Genomic DNA, 15,251 nt, shown 5'->3' with positions numbered 1-15,251 from the left:
ACTGTCGAATTCGTCCCCCGGACACAGAAAGCGGGGCCCCCGACACTTTACGTGAGGGGCCCCGCGATCCGGACGACGAGTGGGATCAGACCCGACTGCGACCCGTCACTGCCTTGACGATGAACAGCAGGATGCACGCGCCGACGAGGCAGGTGATGAAGCTGAAGATCAGCCCGCCGCCGGCCACATCGACTCCGAGCACGCGCAGGAGGAAACCGCCGAGGAGGCCGCCGATGATTCCCACGACGATGTTCAGGATGATGCCCTGCTGAGCATCCGTTTTCATGATCTTGCTGCCGATCCAGCCAGCCAGTCCGCCGATGATGATCCAGCCGATGATTCCCAGACCCAACATGTGATGCCTACTTCCGAGTCGTGCAGGCTCGTGTTTCGAGCCGCGCACTGAGTCTTACCCCGGCGAATACGGGATCAATCGGTAACAGGGTCACGAAAAGATGTCACTTCGGGGTCACGACAAGAATTTCGTCTTCGTTGTCACCGTTGTCGGTCGTCACCAGCAGCGAGCCGTCCGGTTGCGCCGACACGGTCCGGATCCGCCCGTGAGTTCCGCTCAGCGCGTCGATCTTCGACTGCTCGGTCACCGTCTTGCCGTCGTCGGAGATCTTCAGCAACAGCACCTCCATGTCCTTCTGCACGCCGACGGCGAGGGCGCCGTTCCACGACCCCCACCGGTCTCCCGTCAGGAACGATCCGCTGGCCGTCGCGACGGTCGCCGGACCGGAACTCCACGTGGCCGCGACCGCGCCCGGTACCCGCTCGGGGTCGGTCATCGCGACGGACTCGTCGTATCCGCGGCCGTTGCGGTCGGGTCGGTACCCGTAGTTCGCGCCCGGCTCGAGGAGGTTGACCTCGTCGTCGCGCGAGGTTCCCTGCTCGACGGAGAAGACCTGGTCGGTGCCGGGACGAGCCGCGAGTCCCTGGACGTTGCGGTGTCCGAGCGTGAAGATCGGGCTCGTCGGATCCGGGTTGTCGGCGGGCGGCTGTCCGGTCGCCGCGTCGACGCGAAGTACCTTGCCGCCGAGCGAACCCCGGTCCTGCGGTACCGATCCCTGCGCGGAGTCGCCCGTTCCGATCAGAAGGGTGCCGTCCTCTCGGGGGAGGATCCGGCAGCCGCCGTGGCGGCCGGACGTCACCGGGAAACCGTCGACGACGGTGCGAACTGGGGTGAGCGACGACCAGTCCGCGGCGGCCGTCCACGACTGCACGCGGATGTCACGCGTCGACGAGTCCTCGAACCCCTGGCACGTGTAGAGGGTGCGGGTGGAGGCGAAGTCGGGTGCGAGGGCAATTCCCATCAGCCCGGTCTCGCTGCCCGCGAAGAATCCGGTCATGTCGGCGGCGACCGTCCGCTGCTGCCCGTCGGTTCCGATGGCGACGAAGCGGCCCGAGCGTTCGCCGGTGAGGATCGTGCCGTCGGGTGCGCGCACTACGTCCCACGGGTGATCGAGACCGGACGCGAGGACGGTGACGTCGACGTCCGGCGGGGGTCCCGCAGCGGGCTCGGTCGCGGGCGTGTCCGTGGAAGCGCTGGTGGGGGCCGCGGTGCTCGATACCGGACCGGCGTCGGCGGTGGTGTCGCCGGAACTGCACGCGGAGACGAAGGCGAGCGTGCCGACGGCGGAGAGGGCGGCCAGAGCCAGCCGCCGAGACTGGGATGTGTGCGTCATCCCTCCACGGTACGAGTCCGTTCTGCCGCATTCTTGATCCTGCGGAGCGTGGAGTTCATTCCGGCGACGAGTTCGTCGTCGAATCGGTCGATGCCGCCGAGCACGCGATCGATCAGAAAGTCCGACACTGCGCTCGTTCCGCCGGGTGCCTCGCGCCGCTCGGTCACCCGCGTTCCGGTCGGAATTTCCTCGAGGGTGTACGACCAGGTGGTCTTGTTCTCCGCGACGCGGAACGCCAGGGCCGTGTTCTCGTCGAAACGCACGACCTTGCTGGACGTCGGCCAGAACAGCGGCCCGCGCTGGTTCAGGTTGATCGTGCGGGTCCCGACCTTGACGTCACCGCCGAGGACCTTCATGACGCGGCACTGCGGGCTCCACTCGCTCATGCGCTTCAGGTCGGACACCACCGTCCACACCTCGGCGGGGGAAGCGTCGACGTCGATGGTGGCCGAGAGTGACTTGGACAAGGGTGACCTCCGGGAAACGTGTGCCGCGGACAAGTAAGTGTGAACGGAGGGTACAGGTTTCACTATTCGCCCGGAAGGGACACATCCCACACGTTCACGTCGACGTCGCCCGCGGTCAACTCCGTCCCGAGCGCGGTGTTGACCGAGTCGGCCGCGAGTCGGGCCACGGTCCGTGCCAGTTCCTGGATGTCGAATCCGTACTCCGCGGTCAGCCCGATCGCCACCCCGGTGCAGGTGTGGCCGTCGATCTGCAGGTCGACGGACGACACCGAGCACCCGGGAATGTCGACGCCGCGCAGGACTGCGAGGCGAACGACGATGTCGCTCACGCGCAGGGTGTCCCCGGCGTCGGGTGTCGGATAACGCGCGTCGAGTGGCCACGACCGGCGGGTGGTGTCACGGACGCTGCTGAGAATGCGGCTGCTCAGGTCGAGCCAGCTCGGCTGCTCCTCGTCGCGGAGTTCACGTGCGGCGCGGTCGAGGACCTCGTCGAACCGGCCGGATTCGTTCACTGCCATGTCGCCATCCTCTCTCTCAGCGCGGTGCGCGCTCGGTTCAGTTGCCCGCGTACGGCGCCGGGCGACATGGTCAGGATCTGACCGATCTCCACCTGTGACAGTCCCTCGACCTCGCGAAGCAACCAGCACGCTCGTTGCCGCTCGGGCAGGGTGGCGAGAGCGTCACGCAGGGCGGAGAGGAACTCCGAACCCGACAACTGTGCTTCGGGGCCGGAGGACGCGTCGGCGACCACCGTCTCGAAGATCCAGTCCTCGGCGGGTTTCGGTATTCGCCGCCGGCGTGCGTCGATCGCCTTGTGCGCGGTGATGCCGAACAGCCAGGTGCGTAGTTTGGCGTCGGACCTGAAGTCGTCCAACCCTTTCCAGGCCGCGACGAACGCGTCCTGAACCGCCTCTTCGGCCGCGCCGGGGTCCGACAGCATGTTCAGCGCGTAGCGGTACATCGCCGGGCCGTGCTTGCGGACGATGTCGTCGAACGCGCCTCGGTCGCCGAGTGTCGCGGCGCGGACGAGACTGTCGTCGGACCTCTCCGATGGGACCGTCGACCTCATTGTGTGAGCCACGTCACGGTAGCGTGCGGTTTCGGCGCGTTGTCGCGACTCATTGAGCGAACAACCACACGAACGGAAGGATCGACTTCGATGACCACAGCATCAAGTGTCGCCGACAAGAGCGACGCGTCCACCGGCACCTCCAAGGATCTGGTCGGAAAGCTCGTCGCATCGGACGGTCGCACCACGATCGCCGATGTCGTCGTCTCCAAGATCGCCGGTATCGCAACCCGCGAAGTCCAGGGCGTCCACGACGTCGGTGGCGGCGCGACCCGCGCGATCGGCGCACTGCGCGAACGCATCCCGGGCGCACGCGTCAACCACTCGCAGGGTGTCTCGGTCGAGGTGGGCGAGCGTCAGGCTGCGGTGGACATCGACATCGTCGCCGACTACGGCGTCTCGATCGCGGACCTGGCCGCCGGCATCCGTCGCAACGTCATCGCCGCCGTCGAGCGTATGACCGGTCTCGAGGTGACCGAGGTGAACATCACGGTGCACGACGTCTACCTCTTCGAGGAAGAGTCCGACGACCGCGGCTCCGAAGAATCCACCTCGCGAGTTCAGTGACCGAGTCCGTCGATCCCGTCGACACCATCGCCGCGGCCGTGACGGCCGTCGACGGTGTCGCGGGCTTGCACGGTGGAATGTTCGGTGAAGTCGGAACCTACCTTCCCGGTAGACGAGTCGCCGGTATCACGACTCGCTCCGACGTCACCGAGGTTCACGTGACGCTCGACTTCGGAAGCGACATTCGTGCCGTTGCCGATCGGGTTCGCCGTGCGGTGTCCGCGATCGTCGACGGGCGGGTCGACGTCGTCGTCGAGGACGTAGCTTCTCGGTAGATGGAACGTCGCGACGAGGGGTGTGCCGATGAGCAGCAACAGCGGTGAGTACCGCGCCGCTCGGCGTGCTGCGATTCGTGCCCACCACCCCGATGTCGGCGGCGACCGGGACTCGCTCGCGCGAGCACTGGCCGCCGTCGATCACGAATTTTCACGACGACAACCCGCACCCACCGTGGTGCGGGTTGCTCGCCTCTCGGCCCGGCGACGAGCGTGGGCCGGGCTGCGCACCACCGTTCGCCGCCTACCGTCCCGCCGCAAGTATTTCGACCTGTAAGACCCTGAAACCTTCTCGACCACAGAACTTCTCGCCACAGAACTTCTCGCCACAGAACTTCTCGCCACAGAACTTCTCGCCACATCACTCGATCGGAGCATCATGAGTTCATCCACCGTCGGCCTGTTGGCAGGCCTGCTGATCGCCGTTGCCGCTGCGGCAGGGGGCTTCACCGGATTCCTCATCGCGCTGATCCTCGGCGCCGCCGGGTTCGCCCTCGGTGCGTACCGCGATGGCGAGCTCGACCTCGACTCCCTGCTGAGAGGCCGCGGCCGTGGCTGATACGCCCGTCGCAGAAGCTGACACCCCTGCAACCGACACCCCAGCGCGAACCGACGCCCCAGCGCGACCGTCGGGCACCGAGACTCTCGCCGAGCCCGGCGAGCGGGGTCGACTGACTGTCAAGGACCGCGTCGTCGAGCGCATTGCCACGCGGGCGATGAGCACCACGGACGGCGTCGCGACGGGCAACTCCGGCCTGGCGCGGCGAAGCGTGTCACGAGTGCATGTGTCCAACAACAACTCTCACGTTCGTGCGCAGGCGGAGATCGGAATCGACTGGCCGCGCTCGGCGGCCGCTGTCGCCGCGGACGCGCACGAGAACATCACCCGTCACCTCGCCGACGCCGGAGTCGAGACGGACTCCGTCGACGTTCGCGTCACCAGCGTTCAGGACGCCGGTTCCTCCCGCGGTAGCGGTGCGGACGGATGGGACAAGTCCACTGCTGCACAGGATCTGAAGGCGGCTCTGCCGCCGCGCGCCCGTCCTGCGGCTGCGCCGATCGCGCTGATCCTGTCTCTGCTCCTCGTCGCACTCGGTGCGGTCGCGGTGCGAGATGCCCTGGTCTACGCGAACGCGATCACCGGGCAGCCGTGGATCGGATGGGTGATCGACCATGTCGACGGCACGACGGTCCAGCCGTGGATGCTCCCCGCCGGTATCGGCGTCGCGGTCGTGGGTCTGTTGATGGTCATCGCTGCACTCAAGCCGCGCGCCAAGCGTTTTCGGCCGGCCACGGCGCCGGACACGTGGGTGAAGAAGGACGACGTCTACAAGGTGGTTCGCAACGCTGTCGTCGGCGTCCCCGGTGTCGAAGCGGCGAAGGTCAAGGTGACGAAGCGGGCCGCGAAGGTTCGCGTCGTCGGAATCGGCGGCGACACGTTGCGTGCGTCGGTCGACGAGGCGGCCGGTCGCCGCGTGAGCGTGCTCGACGGCTCACCGTCGGTGAACGTCTCGGTGAAGGATCCGTCGGCCAAGCGAAAGGCAGCCGAATGAAGCGCGGTGCAATCGTTCTCGACCGAATTTTGGTACTGCTGATCGGCCTTGCGCTGGTCGCAGTCGGTGTCGGCGCGGCGGCGTGGCAGATGGACCGCCTGCCGTTCACACTCGACTCGCTGAACGTCTCCGGCTACACCGATGTGAGCGAGCAGGGTTGGTGGCCGTGGGCACTCGGCGCCGGCGGTGTCGTCGTCGTACTGCTCGGCCTCGCACTGCTGGTGAAGCAATTTCCCAATCGCCGAGCGCCCGCGGTGTCGGTCGCGCTGCCCGAGGGCAAGTCCGGTTCGCTGACGTTCGACGTGGACGCCGTCGGAGCGCGAGCGGCGAACGAGGCGTCCGAGATCGAGGGCGTCAAGAGTGCTCGCTCGCGCACTGCCGTGGAGAAGGGTGTCCGCGTGGTCACCCTGCTGGTCACGATGAACAAGGACGCGGACGTTCCCGTCGTCTTCGATCGCCTCTCCGACATCCGCTCCGGAATCGGCACGGTGGTCGAGGGGACGCCGTTGGCGGTGCGGGTGTTGGTGTCGGCGGCCTGAATTTCTACGATCCGACCAGCAACAACACGATTGCCAGCAGCGCCGGAATGCCCTGCACCGACGCGCCGCGGATGAGCTTACGGTCGGTCACGGCGAGCAGAGTCCCCGCCGCGAGCATCGAACCGGTGCCGAAGTAGATCAGCGTGGAGCCGACCGTGTGGTTGCCCGCGAGATGGACGACGACGCCGATGGCGGTGCCGACCGCCAGGAACAGGTTGTAGAACCCCTGGTTGAAGGCCCACCGCTCGACGACCGGCGCATCCGCGGCGCTCACGCCGAAGGTTTTCATCCCGGCGGGTTTGGTGATGAAGAACGCCTCCAGCACGAAGATGTAGACGTGGATGAGTGCCGCCAGTGCGGCGAAGGCAAGACCGATGTTCGTCACGCGAGAACCATACTCCGCTCTTGACTCAAGAACGGAATTAGCGTTCAGTTCTTGGTGTGGCGTACCGCAGAACTCCCGCAGTGCAGGATCGACTGGCGGCCTCGCGCGCCCGAATAGTCGACGCCGCAACGCAATTGGTGGCCGAACACGGCTACGCGGGCTGCGCGGTGTCCGCCGTGGCCGCCCGCGCGGACATCGGAACCGGCACCGTATACCGGCATTTCTCCAGCAAGGGCGAACTGTTCGCCGAGGTTTTCCGGACCTCCTGTACCCGCGAGGTCGACGCCGTGCGTGCCGCCCACGGCGACGGGTCGGCCGAATCCGTCGTCGCGTCGATGCTCGTTTTCGCCCACCGCGCACTGCGCGCACCGACCATGGCGTACGCACTTCTGGTCGAACCCGTCGATCCGTTGGTCGAGGCCGAGCGGCTCGCGTTCCGTCGCGCATTCCGAGATTCCCTTGCGGAGTCGATCGACGTCGCCATCGAGGACGGTTCCATCCCACCGCAGGACAGCGCCGTGACCGCTGCGTGCATCGTCGGCGCGGTCGCCGAAGCGTTGGTCGTGCCGCTGGCGCACCACGTGTCGAGCGATGCGGTGACGGACTCGCTGGCTGCATTCGTTCGAAGAGCTATCGGCACCAAGGAGCGGGATAAGTCATGAGCAGGACACACGAGGTCATCAATCAGGTTCCGCCCCTAGTCGATTACGACGTGGCAGACTACCCACCCATCCTCGAGGCGCTCGTGCGAGCCGGCGCCGACGACAGCCTGGGCGAGCTCCATCGCGTCGGCGTGCTGGCGGGCGGTGAGGAAGCGCAGACGTGGGGTGATCTGGCGGAGGCGCACCCGCCGCAGCTGCATACCCACGACAGGTACGGCAACCGGGTCGACGTCGTGGAATACGACCCCGCCTATCACCGATTGATGAGTACCGCAGTCGAATTGGGCCTCCACGGGGCGCCGTGGGTCGACGAGAACCCGCACGCCCACCTGGTGCGTGCGGCCAAGATGGCTGTCTGGGGTCAGACCGACGCCGGCCACGGTTGCCCGATCTCGATGACCTACGCGGTGGTCCCGGCGTTGCGCCACAACGCGAAACTTGCTGCCGCATACGAGCCGGCGCTCACCTCGCGTGTCTACGACCCGCATCTCGCGGTTCCGGAGACGAAGCTCGGATTGATCGCCGGAATGTCGATGACCGAAAAGCAGGGCGGGTCCGACGTACGCGCCGGAACCACCAGGGCCGTACCGCAATCCGACGGAAGCTACCTCCTGACCGGACACAAGTGGTTCACGTCCGCGCCGATGTCGGACGTGTTCCTGGTGCTCGCGCAGGCGCCCGGTGGCCTGTCCTGCTTCTTCCTCCCGCGTGTACTCCCCGACGGTTCACGCAACTCGATGTTCCTGCAGCGCTTGAAGAACAAGCTGGGAAATCATTCCAACGCGAGCAGCGAGGTCGAATACGACGACGCCGTCGCCTGGTTGGTCGGCGAGGAGGGCCGCGGCGTGCGAACCATCATCGAGATGGTGAACATGACCCGACTAGATTGCACCATCGCGTCCGCGTCGAGCATGCGGGTCGGCACCCTGAATGCGGTGCACCACGCCGTGCACCGAAGTGCGTTCGGTAAGCACCTCGTGGACCAACCGCTGATGCGCAACGTTCTCGCGGACCTCGCCGTCGAAGCGGAGGCGTCCACCACCGCTGCGCTGTGGCTGGCATCGCTGACCGATCGCGCCGCCGGCGGTGACGAGCACGCGCAGAGTCTGCGCCGGGTGTCACTCGCGGTGAGCAAGTATTTCGTCTGCAAGCGCGCGCCCATGCACGCCGCCGAGGCTCTCGAGTGCCTCGGCGGCAACGGGTACGTCGAGGACTCCCGGATGCCGCGGCTCTACCGCGAGGCGCCGTTGATGTCGGTGTGGGAAGGGTCGGGAAACGTGGCGGCGCTCGACACCTTGCGTGCCATGGCGAAAGCCCCCGAGTCGTTGCAGGTGTTCTTCGACGAACTCGACTCCGCCGCAGGTCACGACCGCCGATTGGACGCTGCGGTGGCGTCGCTCAAGGAGGGATTCGCCGACTTCTCCACCGTCGAGCACCGGGCCCGGCGGCTCGTCGGCGACATGGCGCTGGCTCTGCAGGGCGCACTGCTGGTGCGCACCGGGAATCCCGCGGTTGCCGACGCGTTCTGTGCGAGCCGGCTGGGCGGCGACTGGGGCAGTGTCTTCGGAACCCTGCCCACGGGCGTGGACACCGGGGCGATCATCGAACGATCTGTCCCGAAAACGGACGACTGAGACTGTGATCGTTCACTAAATATCGCTTTGACCTGCGCGAACGCTGGTGTGTGGCGTAGCTTTGTCGAGACGGTCACGTACGACTGTGTACCTCCTGTCGGGGAGCGCAAAGATGTTCGGTGTCAATGCAGGTCAGCTCGCGCTGGTACGCGCGATATTCAGTGACGAATTCACTCGCAACGGTGTCGATTACGACGCGTTGATAGACATCGCTCAGGGCGACATCACCGGGTGGATCGCCGATCTGCACTTCACGGGACTGTTCACGCCGTCCGAGTTGGACGCGATGACCTGCCTGTGGCGGCGTGATCCAGCTGCGCTTGCGTCCGTTCTTCTGGGCAGCGCGGACGAGGTCGGCGCCCGCGACGGCCAGCTCGCCCTGGCCTGAATTCTATGGGGCCTGAATTCTATCGGGCCTGAATCCAGCGGGCCTGACGTCAGCGATTCTTGGCAGGTCGGTTCGACGCCGCGCGCTTCGCTTCGCGTTCGGCCTTGATGCGCGCGTTGTCCTTCTGAACTTCGACGAAGCTGGCACGCTCGCGCACCAACCACTCCGGGGGATCGGCGACGAGTTCCGCGATCTGATCCTCGGTCATCGCATCGGACACACCGCCGCGGGCGAGCCCGGCGTTGGACACACCCAGCTTCTGTGCGACGACGTCCCGAGGAAACGGCCCGGTGCGACGGAGCTCTTCGAGCCACGGCGGCGGCGACTCACGCAGCGCGTCGACCTCGGCGCGGGTGATCGGCGAGTTCCGGAACTCCTCCGGTGTTGCGGGGAGGTAGATCCCGAGCTTGTTCGCCGCGGTCAAAGGCTTCATCGTCTGCGATTTCTTGTCCGGACTCACGCGCTCACCCTAACGTGCATTCGCCGTCACCTACGCTGAGCGCGTGAGCGCAGAGCCCCCCACCCACGCGGAACGTTTGCGCTGGTTCGTTGCCGTCGCGGACGAACTCAGCTTCTCGCGCGCCGCGAAGTCGTTGGGCATCGCGCGCCAGCGCCTCAGCGCCGCGGTCATCGCACTCGCCGACGAGGCCGGCACCCCGCTCTTCGAGCCCGGTGACGGACCGACCACGCTCACCGACGCCGGACAGTCTCTGCTCCGTGACGCCAGAACCGCGGTGGCGGAAGACGACCGACGGCGCGCCGAGGCAGCCGCCGCGGCTCCCGAGGTCCCCACCCTTCGCGTCGGGTTCGTGCCCGGGGTGACCGTGACGAAGTGGACGCGAATCTGGGCGGACCGGTTCCCGGACATCGCCCTCGAGGTCGGTGTCGTCGAGGCCGAGGATCAGGAACTCGCGCTGCGCGAGGAACGAGTCGACGTCTGTTTCGTGCGGACGCCGATCGACCGCGAGGGTCTCGACGTCGTCTCGCTCTACACCGAGCTGCCGGTGGTGGTGGTGCCGAAGGATCACCCGGTGTCCCTCTTCGCCGAGGTCACGCTCGGCGACCTGGCCGACGAACGGATCCAGGAGGTCACCGACACCGTGCCGACGGTGCTCGAGATGGTGGCGGCCGGTGTCGGTCCCGTGATCCTGCCGCACTCGCTGGCCCGTCTCCACAGCCGTCGTGACCTGGTGTTTCGCACCGTGACCGACGCGCCGACGACGCAGATCGCCCTGGCGTGGCGGCACGACGGAACAACCGAGGTCATCGAGGAGTTCCTAGGAGTGGTGAGGGGCCGGTCCGCGCGCAGTTCACGCTCGCCGCGCACCGCGGCCCCCTCCACTCCGAAAAAGCCGGCCAACAAGAAGCCGCCTCAGAGGAATCCGGCCCAGAAGAAGCCGGCCCCGAAGAGTCGCCGAGGCCGTCGATAGCCGTCGATGGAAAGGTCCCCCACATGCCCGACCGCACACTCGCCCCCAACGGCGTCATCGCCACCCAACCGCTGAACAAGCGTCTGCGCGTCACCTTCGCCGGGAAGGACGTCGTCGACACCACCGGGGCGATCCATCTGCTCGAGAAGGGCCATCGGCCCACGTACTACATACCGCTCGCCGACGTACGCAGCGAATTCCTGGAAGCCACCGACACGTCGACGGTCTGCCCCAGAAAGGGAACCGCGCGATACTGGAGTCTCGTTGTGGGAGAACGTCGTTCGGCCGACGCACTCTGGAGCTACCCCGATCACTACGACGATGCGCTCGATCTGTCCGAGTACGTCTCGTTCTACTTCGATCGGGTGGACGAGTGGTTCGAGGACGGGGTTCGCATCACCGAACCGTCGGCGCCTGCGGGCCCGACTTTTTAGGTCCATAATTTCCCCTGTCGAAAGGGACCCGTGACACAACCTGCGCAACAGAACAAGCCTGCGATTCTCACCGTCGACGACGATCCCGGAGTCTCGCGAGCGGTGGCACGAGACCTTCGCAGGCGGTACGGCGAGAAGTACCGCATCATTCGGGCGGAATCGGGTGCGTCCGCCATCGATGCGCTCAAGCAGATGAAGCTGCGCGGGGACGCGGTCGCGGTGATTCTGGCCGACTACCGGATGCCGGCGATGAGCGGAATCGAGTTCCTGGAGAAGGCCATCGACCTGTATCCGATGGCCCGGCGCATCCTCCTCACGGCCTACGCGGACACCGATGCGGCCATCGAGGCCATCAACGTCGTCGACCTCGATCACTACCTGCTCAAGCCGTGGGATCCGCCGGAGGAGAAGTTGTACCCGGTGGTCGACTCGCTGCTGGACGTGTGGGCGACGTCCGACTTCCGTCCCGCCGAGGAAACCAAGATCATCGGCCACCGGTGGGCGTCGCGGTCCTCGGACATGCGGGAGTTCCTGGCGCGCAACCAACTCGCCTACCGCTGGTACATGTCCGACGAACCCGAAGGACAGCGTCTGCTGTCGGCGGCGGGACTCGACGGCAGCCGGCTTCCGGTGGTCGTGTGCGCCGACGGACAGTGCCTCGTGGAGCCGACCGACGCCGAACTGGGGACTCATCTAGGCCTCAACACGTCGCCGTCGGAGAAGTTCTACGACCTCGTCGTCGTGGGCGGAGGGCCGGCCGGCCTCGGAGCCGCCGTCTACGGTGCGTCGGAAGGTCTGCGCACGGTGCTCATCGAACGGACGGCGACCGGCGGACAGGCAGGTCAAAGCTCGCGCATCGAAAACTACCTCGGATTTCCCGACGGCGTCTCGGGGTCGCAGCTCGCCGACCGCGCCCGTCGTCAGGCCACTCGATTCGGCGCGGAACTCATCACCACCAAGGACGTCGTGGCGCTCGAGGTCAACGGATCGGCGCGCACGGTGCGCTTCGCCGACGGCGACTCCGTCGACGCGCACACCGTCATCCTGGCGACGGGCGTCTCCTACCGCCGCCATCCCGCGGAGGGGATCGACGATTTCTCCGGCCGGGGAGTGTTCTACGGCTCCGCCGTCACGGAGGCGCCGCGCTGCACGGACCAGGACGTCTACATCGTCGGCGGCGCCAACTCCGCCGGTCAGGCCTCGATGTTCCTCTCGCGAGGTGCGCGGTCGGTGACGATCGTGGTGCGCGCACCCTCGCTCGAAGCGTCGATGTCGTACTACCTGATCCAGCAGATCGAGAACAACCCGCGCATCTCGGTGCGCACCTGCTCGGAGGTGATCGGCGTGGCGGGCAGCGATCACCTCGAGTCGATCACGCTGCGCAACAACGCCACCGAGACGGAGGAGACCGTCGACGCCGGTTTCCTGTTCCTGTTCATCGGCGCAGCGCCCCGCACCGACTGGCTCGACGGAATCGTCGTGCGTGACGAGCACGGCTTCGTCGTCTCCGGTCCCGACCTACTCGTCGACGGCAAACGTCCGGCGGGGTGGAGCCTGGAGCGTGCGCCGCACCATCTCGAGACCAGCGTGCCGGGCATCTTCGCGGCGGGCGACGTTCGGTCCGACTCCGCCAAGCGGGTCGCGTCGGCCGTCGGCGAAGGCGCCATGGCCGTCATGCTCGTCCACCGCTATCTGACATCGTCTTAGAAGGAACAGCTCATGACCGAGCTCGAATGCAACCCCGAGGAACTGAAGACGCTCTTCCTGTTCGAAAGCCTCACCGACCACCAGCTCGAGCAGCTGTGCGTGAACGGGCACGTCGAACGGATCGAACCGGGACCGGTGTACTCGGAATCGGACCCCGCCACGTGCTTCTACGTCCTCCTCGAGGGCGAGTTGGTGCTGTCCAAACAGTCCGGTGGCGACGACGTCGAGCTCAACCGCACCTCCCAGCGCGGGGCGTATTCGGGCGCCTGGCAGGCCTACCTCGGTGAACGGGCGCCGGCGAACTACCAGGGGTCGATGCGGGTGACCAAGCCGTCGACGTTCTTCGTCCTCGACGCCGACAAGTTCGGACCGCTCGTTCGCGAGTGGTTCCCGATGGCCGTCCACCTGCTCGAAGGGCTGTTCTTCGGAAATCAGAGCAGCAGGCAGGCTCTCGATCAGCGCGAGCGGCTCCTCGCCCTCGGGTCGCTGTCGGCGGGGTTGACCCACGAGCTGAACAATCCGGCGGCGGCGGCGGTGCGGGCCACCTCGTCGCTGCGAGACCGGGTGTCGCACATGCGACACAAGCTGGGAGTGATCGCGTCGGGCGTCTATTCGCACGACACCATTGCGACCCTCGTGCGGCTGCAGGAGGAGGCGGCCGAGCTGGTGGCCAAGGCTCCCGATCTGACCCCGATGGAGGCGTCGGATCGCGAGGACGAGTTGGGCGACTGGTTCGAGAGCCGCGGCATCTCCGGGGGCTGGGACATGGCGGCCACGTTCGTGCAGGCGGGCCTGGACGTGCCGTGGCTGGAGCGGGTGGTGGCCTGTGTGGACAACAACGACACCGTCGAGGGCGCTGTTCGGTGGCTGAATTACACCGTCGAAACCGAGCTGCTGATGAACGAGATCGCCGACTCCACGACCCGTGTCTCGACGTTGGTGAACGCGGCCAAGCAGTACTCGCAGATGGACCGTGCCCCGTATCAGCGCGTCGACCTGCGGGGACTGCTCAAGAGCACCCTGGTGATGCTGGGCCGCAAGATCGGCGACGACGTGAGCGTGGTCAAGGAGTTCGATCCGTCTCTCCCGCTGGTGCCCTGCTACGCAGCCGAGCTGAACCAGGTGTGGACCAACCTCATCGTCAACGCGGTACAGGCGATGGAAGGCCACGGGACCTTGACCATTCGTACGCGGCGTGAGGGCGAGTTCGCCGTCGTCGAGGTGTGCGATACAGGCCCGGGCGTTCCGGAAGAGATTCGGTCACGGATCTTCGAACCGTTCTTCACCACGAAGGCGGTCGGTGAGGGAACGGGCCTCGGTCTGGACATTTCCTGGCGCATCGTGGTGAAAAAGCACAAAGGTGATTTGAGGGTCGAATCGGAACCCGGAAACACGCGCTTCCAGGTGCGAATCCCCCTCGACCCCGAGCCGGGTGCAGAAATCCCGGTCGCGGAAGGATTCGATACAGAAGGTTCCGAGCAGGAAGGTTCCAAGCAGACGGAAAGGGCGTCATGACCGATATCGAGGGAATCGACACCACCGTCCCGCCGAGCGGGCCGGGTTGTGTCGAATGCGAACAGGCCGGCGGTTGGTGGGTTCATCTGCGCCGGTGTGCGCAGTGTGGACACGTCGGGTGTTGTGACTCGTCACCTTCCCGGCACGCGAGCGCCCATGCCGTGGACACCGGGCACCCGATCGTACGCAGCTTCGAACCGGGCGAGGACTGGTTCTACAGCTACACCACCCAGGAGATGTACTACGGACCTGAACTTGCTGCGCCGCAACATCATCCGCTGGATCAGACGACACCCGGCCCCGCGGACAGAGTTCCCTCGAACTGGCAGTCGCTCATTCACTGAATGATCGGCTTCGACAGGGTATGGTCCCGGGTGCGGCCCGCCGCATTCCACGCACCATCGCTACCCAGGAGCCATCTGTGCCCACCCGTTCCCTTTCTCGTTTCTCCCGCAAGACAATCCGCGTCGTCTCGGTTCTCGCAGTCAGCGTCGGCCTCGCCGGCGGCGGCGCAGCGCTCGGTTCCACCGTTGCCTCCGCCGCACCCGTCGTCTGTTCATCTCCTCCGTCCGCCAACGACATTCGCGTCGACGGCATGGCAAGTTGCGGGGCGCAGGCCACCGGTGCAGGCGTCGCCGGTGCCACCGCCACCGAGAGCGGCACCGCCGTCGCCGTCGCCGACACCGGCGGCCGGTCCAACGCGTACGCCACCGGGTTCGGCACGGCACTGAGTTCGGTGATCGGTCTGGGAACGTCCTACGCCATCTCGATCGGCGGCGGAATCACGCAGTCGCAGGCCGTCGACGGAAACACCACTGTCGCCATTGCCGGATTCGGCGGCGGCGCCACCGCGGTGGCCGCGGGCGTGAACTGCGAAGGCATCAATTCCTTCGCCTTCAATGCGCGTACCGGAATGGCGTGCATCGCCGGAAGCTGAT

General features: G+C 66.5%; 22 protein-coding genes. 15 read left to right on the top strand and 7 right to left on the bottom strand.

Annotation, left to right across the window (positions count from 1 at the left end; genetic code table 11):
* Positions 1–85: 85 nt before the first annotated feature.
* The 5 genes from AC59JP_RS17270 to AC59JP_RS17250 form a co-directional block, all read right to left on the bottom strand.
* Positions 86–355, bottom strand: a complete 270-nt coding sequence (locus tag AC59JP_RS17270) for a GlsB/YeaQ/YmgE family stress response membrane protein (protein ID WP_497327016.1) — start codon at positions 353–355, stop codon at positions 86–88.
* A 103-nt stretch (positions 356–458) separates the two neighbouring features.
* Complete coding sequence (locus AC59JP_RS17265; protein WP_497327015.1) at positions 459–1,688, bottom strand: PQQ-dependent sugar dehydrogenase; 1,230 nt, start codon at positions 1,686–1,688, stop codon at positions 459–461.
* Positions 1,685–2,155, bottom strand: coding sequence for an SRPBCC family protein (locus AC59JP_RS17260; RefSeq protein WP_497327014.1), 471 nt, complete (start codon positions 2,153–2,155; stop codon positions 1,685–1,687). The genes AC59JP_RS17265 and AC59JP_RS17260 overlap by 4 nt, the downstream gene beginning before the upstream one ends.
* Positions 2,156–2,217: 62 nt before the next feature.
* Positions 2,218–2,673 (bottom strand): Asp23/Gls24 family envelope stress response protein, encoded by a 456-nt coding sequence (locus tag AC59JP_RS17255; protein WP_497327013.1) that lies wholly within the window; start codon positions 2,671–2,673, stop codon positions 2,218–2,220.
* Entirely contained in the window at positions 2,664–3,236 is a 573-nt protein-coding gene (locus AC59JP_RS17250; protein ID WP_497327012.1) for an RNA polymerase sigma factor, read from the bottom strand. The genes AC59JP_RS17255 and AC59JP_RS17250 overlap by 10 nt, the downstream gene beginning before the upstream one ends.
* A gap of 78 nt (positions 3,237–3,314) precedes the next feature.
* Here AC59JP_RS17250 and AC59JP_RS17245 point away from each other — a divergent pair, with 78 nt between their 5' ends.
* The 6 genes from AC59JP_RS17245 (at position 3,315) to AC59JP_RS17220 (ending at position 6,158) form a co-directional block, all read left to right on the top strand.
* Positions 3,315–3,791, top strand: coding sequence for an Asp23/Gls24 family envelope stress response protein (locus AC59JP_RS17245; RefSeq protein WP_497327011.1), 477 nt, complete (start codon positions 3,315–3,317; stop codon positions 3,789–3,791).
* Positions 3,788–4,066, top strand: a complete 279-nt coding sequence (locus tag AC59JP_RS17240) for an Asp23/Gls24 family envelope stress response protein (protein ID WP_497327010.1) — start codon at positions 3,788–3,790, stop codon at positions 4,064–4,066. The genes AC59JP_RS17245 and AC59JP_RS17240 overlap by 4 nt, the downstream gene beginning before the upstream one ends.
* A gap of 28 nt (positions 4,067–4,094) precedes the next feature.
* Positions 4,095–4,343: a hypothetical protein gene (locus AC59JP_RS17235; RefSeq protein WP_497327009.1), complete on the top strand. Its 249-nt coding sequence runs from the start codon at positions 4,095–4,097 to the stop codon at positions 4,341–4,343.
* Positions 4,344–4,445: 102 nt separating this feature from the next.
* Positions 4,446–4,625 carry a hypothetical protein gene (locus tag AC59JP_RS17230; RefSeq protein WP_188543177.1) on the top strand — a complete coding sequence of 60 codons (180 nt, stop codon included), beginning with the start codon at positions 4,446–4,448 and terminating at the stop codon, positions 4,623–4,625.
* Positions 4,618–5,619, top strand: coding sequence for a DUF6286 domain-containing protein (locus AC59JP_RS17225; RefSeq protein ID WP_497327008.1), 1,002 nt, complete (start codon positions 4,618–4,620; stop codon positions 5,617–5,619). Before AC59JP_RS17230 ends, AC59JP_RS17225 begins: the two co-directional genes overlap by 8 nt.
* A complete protein-coding gene (locus AC59JP_RS17220; RefSeq protein WP_497327007.1) occupies positions 5,616–6,158 on the top strand; it encodes a hypothetical protein in 543 nt (180 codons plus the stop codon). The genes AC59JP_RS17225 and AC59JP_RS17220 overlap by 4 nt, the downstream gene beginning before the upstream one ends.
* Before the next feature lie 4 nt (positions 6,159–6,162).
* On the opposite strand, the gene AC59JP_RS17215 is transcribed toward AC59JP_RS17220, so the two are convergent.
* On the bottom strand, positions 6,163–6,543 hold the full coding sequence (locus tag AC59JP_RS17215) for a DUF1304 domain-containing protein (RefSeq protein ID WP_497327006.1): 381 nt from the start codon (positions 6,541–6,543) through the stop codon (positions 6,163–6,165).
* A gap of 56 nt (positions 6,544–6,599) precedes the next feature.
* On the opposite strand from AC59JP_RS17215, the gene AC59JP_RS17210 reads away from it, so the two are divergent.
* From AC59JP_RS17210 to AC59JP_RS17200, 3 genes are all read left to right on the top strand, one after another.
* On the top strand, positions 6,600–7,205 hold the full coding sequence (locus tag AC59JP_RS17210) for a TetR/AcrR family transcriptional regulator (RefSeq protein ID WP_497327005.1): 606 nt from the start codon (positions 6,600–6,602) through the stop codon (positions 7,203–7,205).
* A complete protein-coding gene (locus AC59JP_RS17205; protein WP_497327004.1) occupies positions 7,202–8,839 on the top strand; it encodes an acyl-CoA dehydrogenase family protein in 1,638 nt (545 codons plus the stop codon). The genes AC59JP_RS17210 and AC59JP_RS17205 overlap by 4 nt, the downstream gene beginning before the upstream one ends.
* A gap of 112 nt (positions 8,840–8,951) precedes the next feature.
* Positions 8,952–9,227: a hypothetical protein gene (locus AC59JP_RS17200; RefSeq protein ID WP_497327003.1), complete on the top strand. Its 276-nt coding sequence runs from the start codon at positions 8,952–8,954 to the stop codon at positions 9,225–9,227.
* Between the two features lie 49 nt (positions 9,228–9,276).
* On the opposite strand, the gene AC59JP_RS17195 is transcribed toward AC59JP_RS17200, so the two are convergent.
* Entirely contained in the window at positions 9,277–9,687 is a 411-nt protein-coding gene (locus AC59JP_RS17195) for a DUF5997 family protein (RefSeq protein ID WP_497327002.1), read from the bottom strand.
* A gap of 43 nt (positions 9,688–9,730) precedes the next feature.
* Here AC59JP_RS17195 and AC59JP_RS17190 point away from each other — a divergent pair, with 43 nt between their 5' ends.
* The 6 genes from AC59JP_RS17190 (at position 9,731) to AC59JP_RS17165 (ending at position 15,250) form a co-directional block, all read left to right on the top strand.
* Positions 9,731–10,657 carry a LysR family transcriptional regulator gene (locus AC59JP_RS17190; protein WP_497327001.1) on the top strand — a complete coding sequence of 309 codons (927 nt, stop codon included), beginning with the start codon at positions 9,731–9,733 and terminating at the stop codon, positions 10,655–10,657.
* Positions 10,658–10,680: 23 nt separating this feature from the next.
* Positions 10,681–11,091 (top strand): DUF427 domain-containing protein, encoded by a 411-nt coding sequence (locus AC59JP_RS17185; RefSeq protein WP_497327000.1) that lies wholly within the window; start codon positions 10,681–10,683, stop codon positions 11,089–11,091.
* Between the two features lie 30 nt (positions 11,092–11,121).
* Positions 11,122–12,798 carry an NAD(P)/FAD-dependent oxidoreductase gene (locus tag AC59JP_RS17180; RefSeq protein ID WP_497326999.1) on the top strand — a complete coding sequence of 559 codons (1,677 nt, stop codon included), beginning with the start codon at positions 11,122–11,124 and terminating at the stop codon, positions 12,796–12,798.
* Positions 12,799–12,810: 12 nt separating this feature from the next.
* Entirely contained in the window at positions 12,811–14,313 is a 1,503-nt protein-coding gene (locus AC59JP_RS17175) for an ATP-binding protein (protein ID WP_497326998.1), read from the top strand.
* Positions 14,310–14,657: a UBP-type zinc finger domain-containing protein gene (locus tag AC59JP_RS17170; protein ID WP_497326997.1), complete on the top strand. Its 348-nt coding sequence runs from the start codon at positions 14,310–14,312 to the stop codon at positions 14,655–14,657. The genes AC59JP_RS17175 and AC59JP_RS17170 overlap by 4 nt, the downstream gene beginning before the upstream one ends.
* A gap of 77 nt (positions 14,658–14,734) precedes the next feature.
* The gene (locus AC59JP_RS17165; RefSeq protein WP_497326996.1) at positions 14,735–15,250 is read left to right on the top strand and encodes a DUF6764 family protein; all 516 of its coding nucleotides are present in this window, start codon (positions 14,735–14,737) and stop codon (positions 15,248–15,250) included.
* The last annotated feature ends 1 nt before the right edge of the window (position 15,251 follow it).

The organism is Rhodococcus sp. 320_ES (assembly GCF_059691855.1).
The sequence above is the reverse complement of the archived record's forward strand: the minus strand, read 5'-3'. Positions and strand labels throughout refer to the sequence as shown.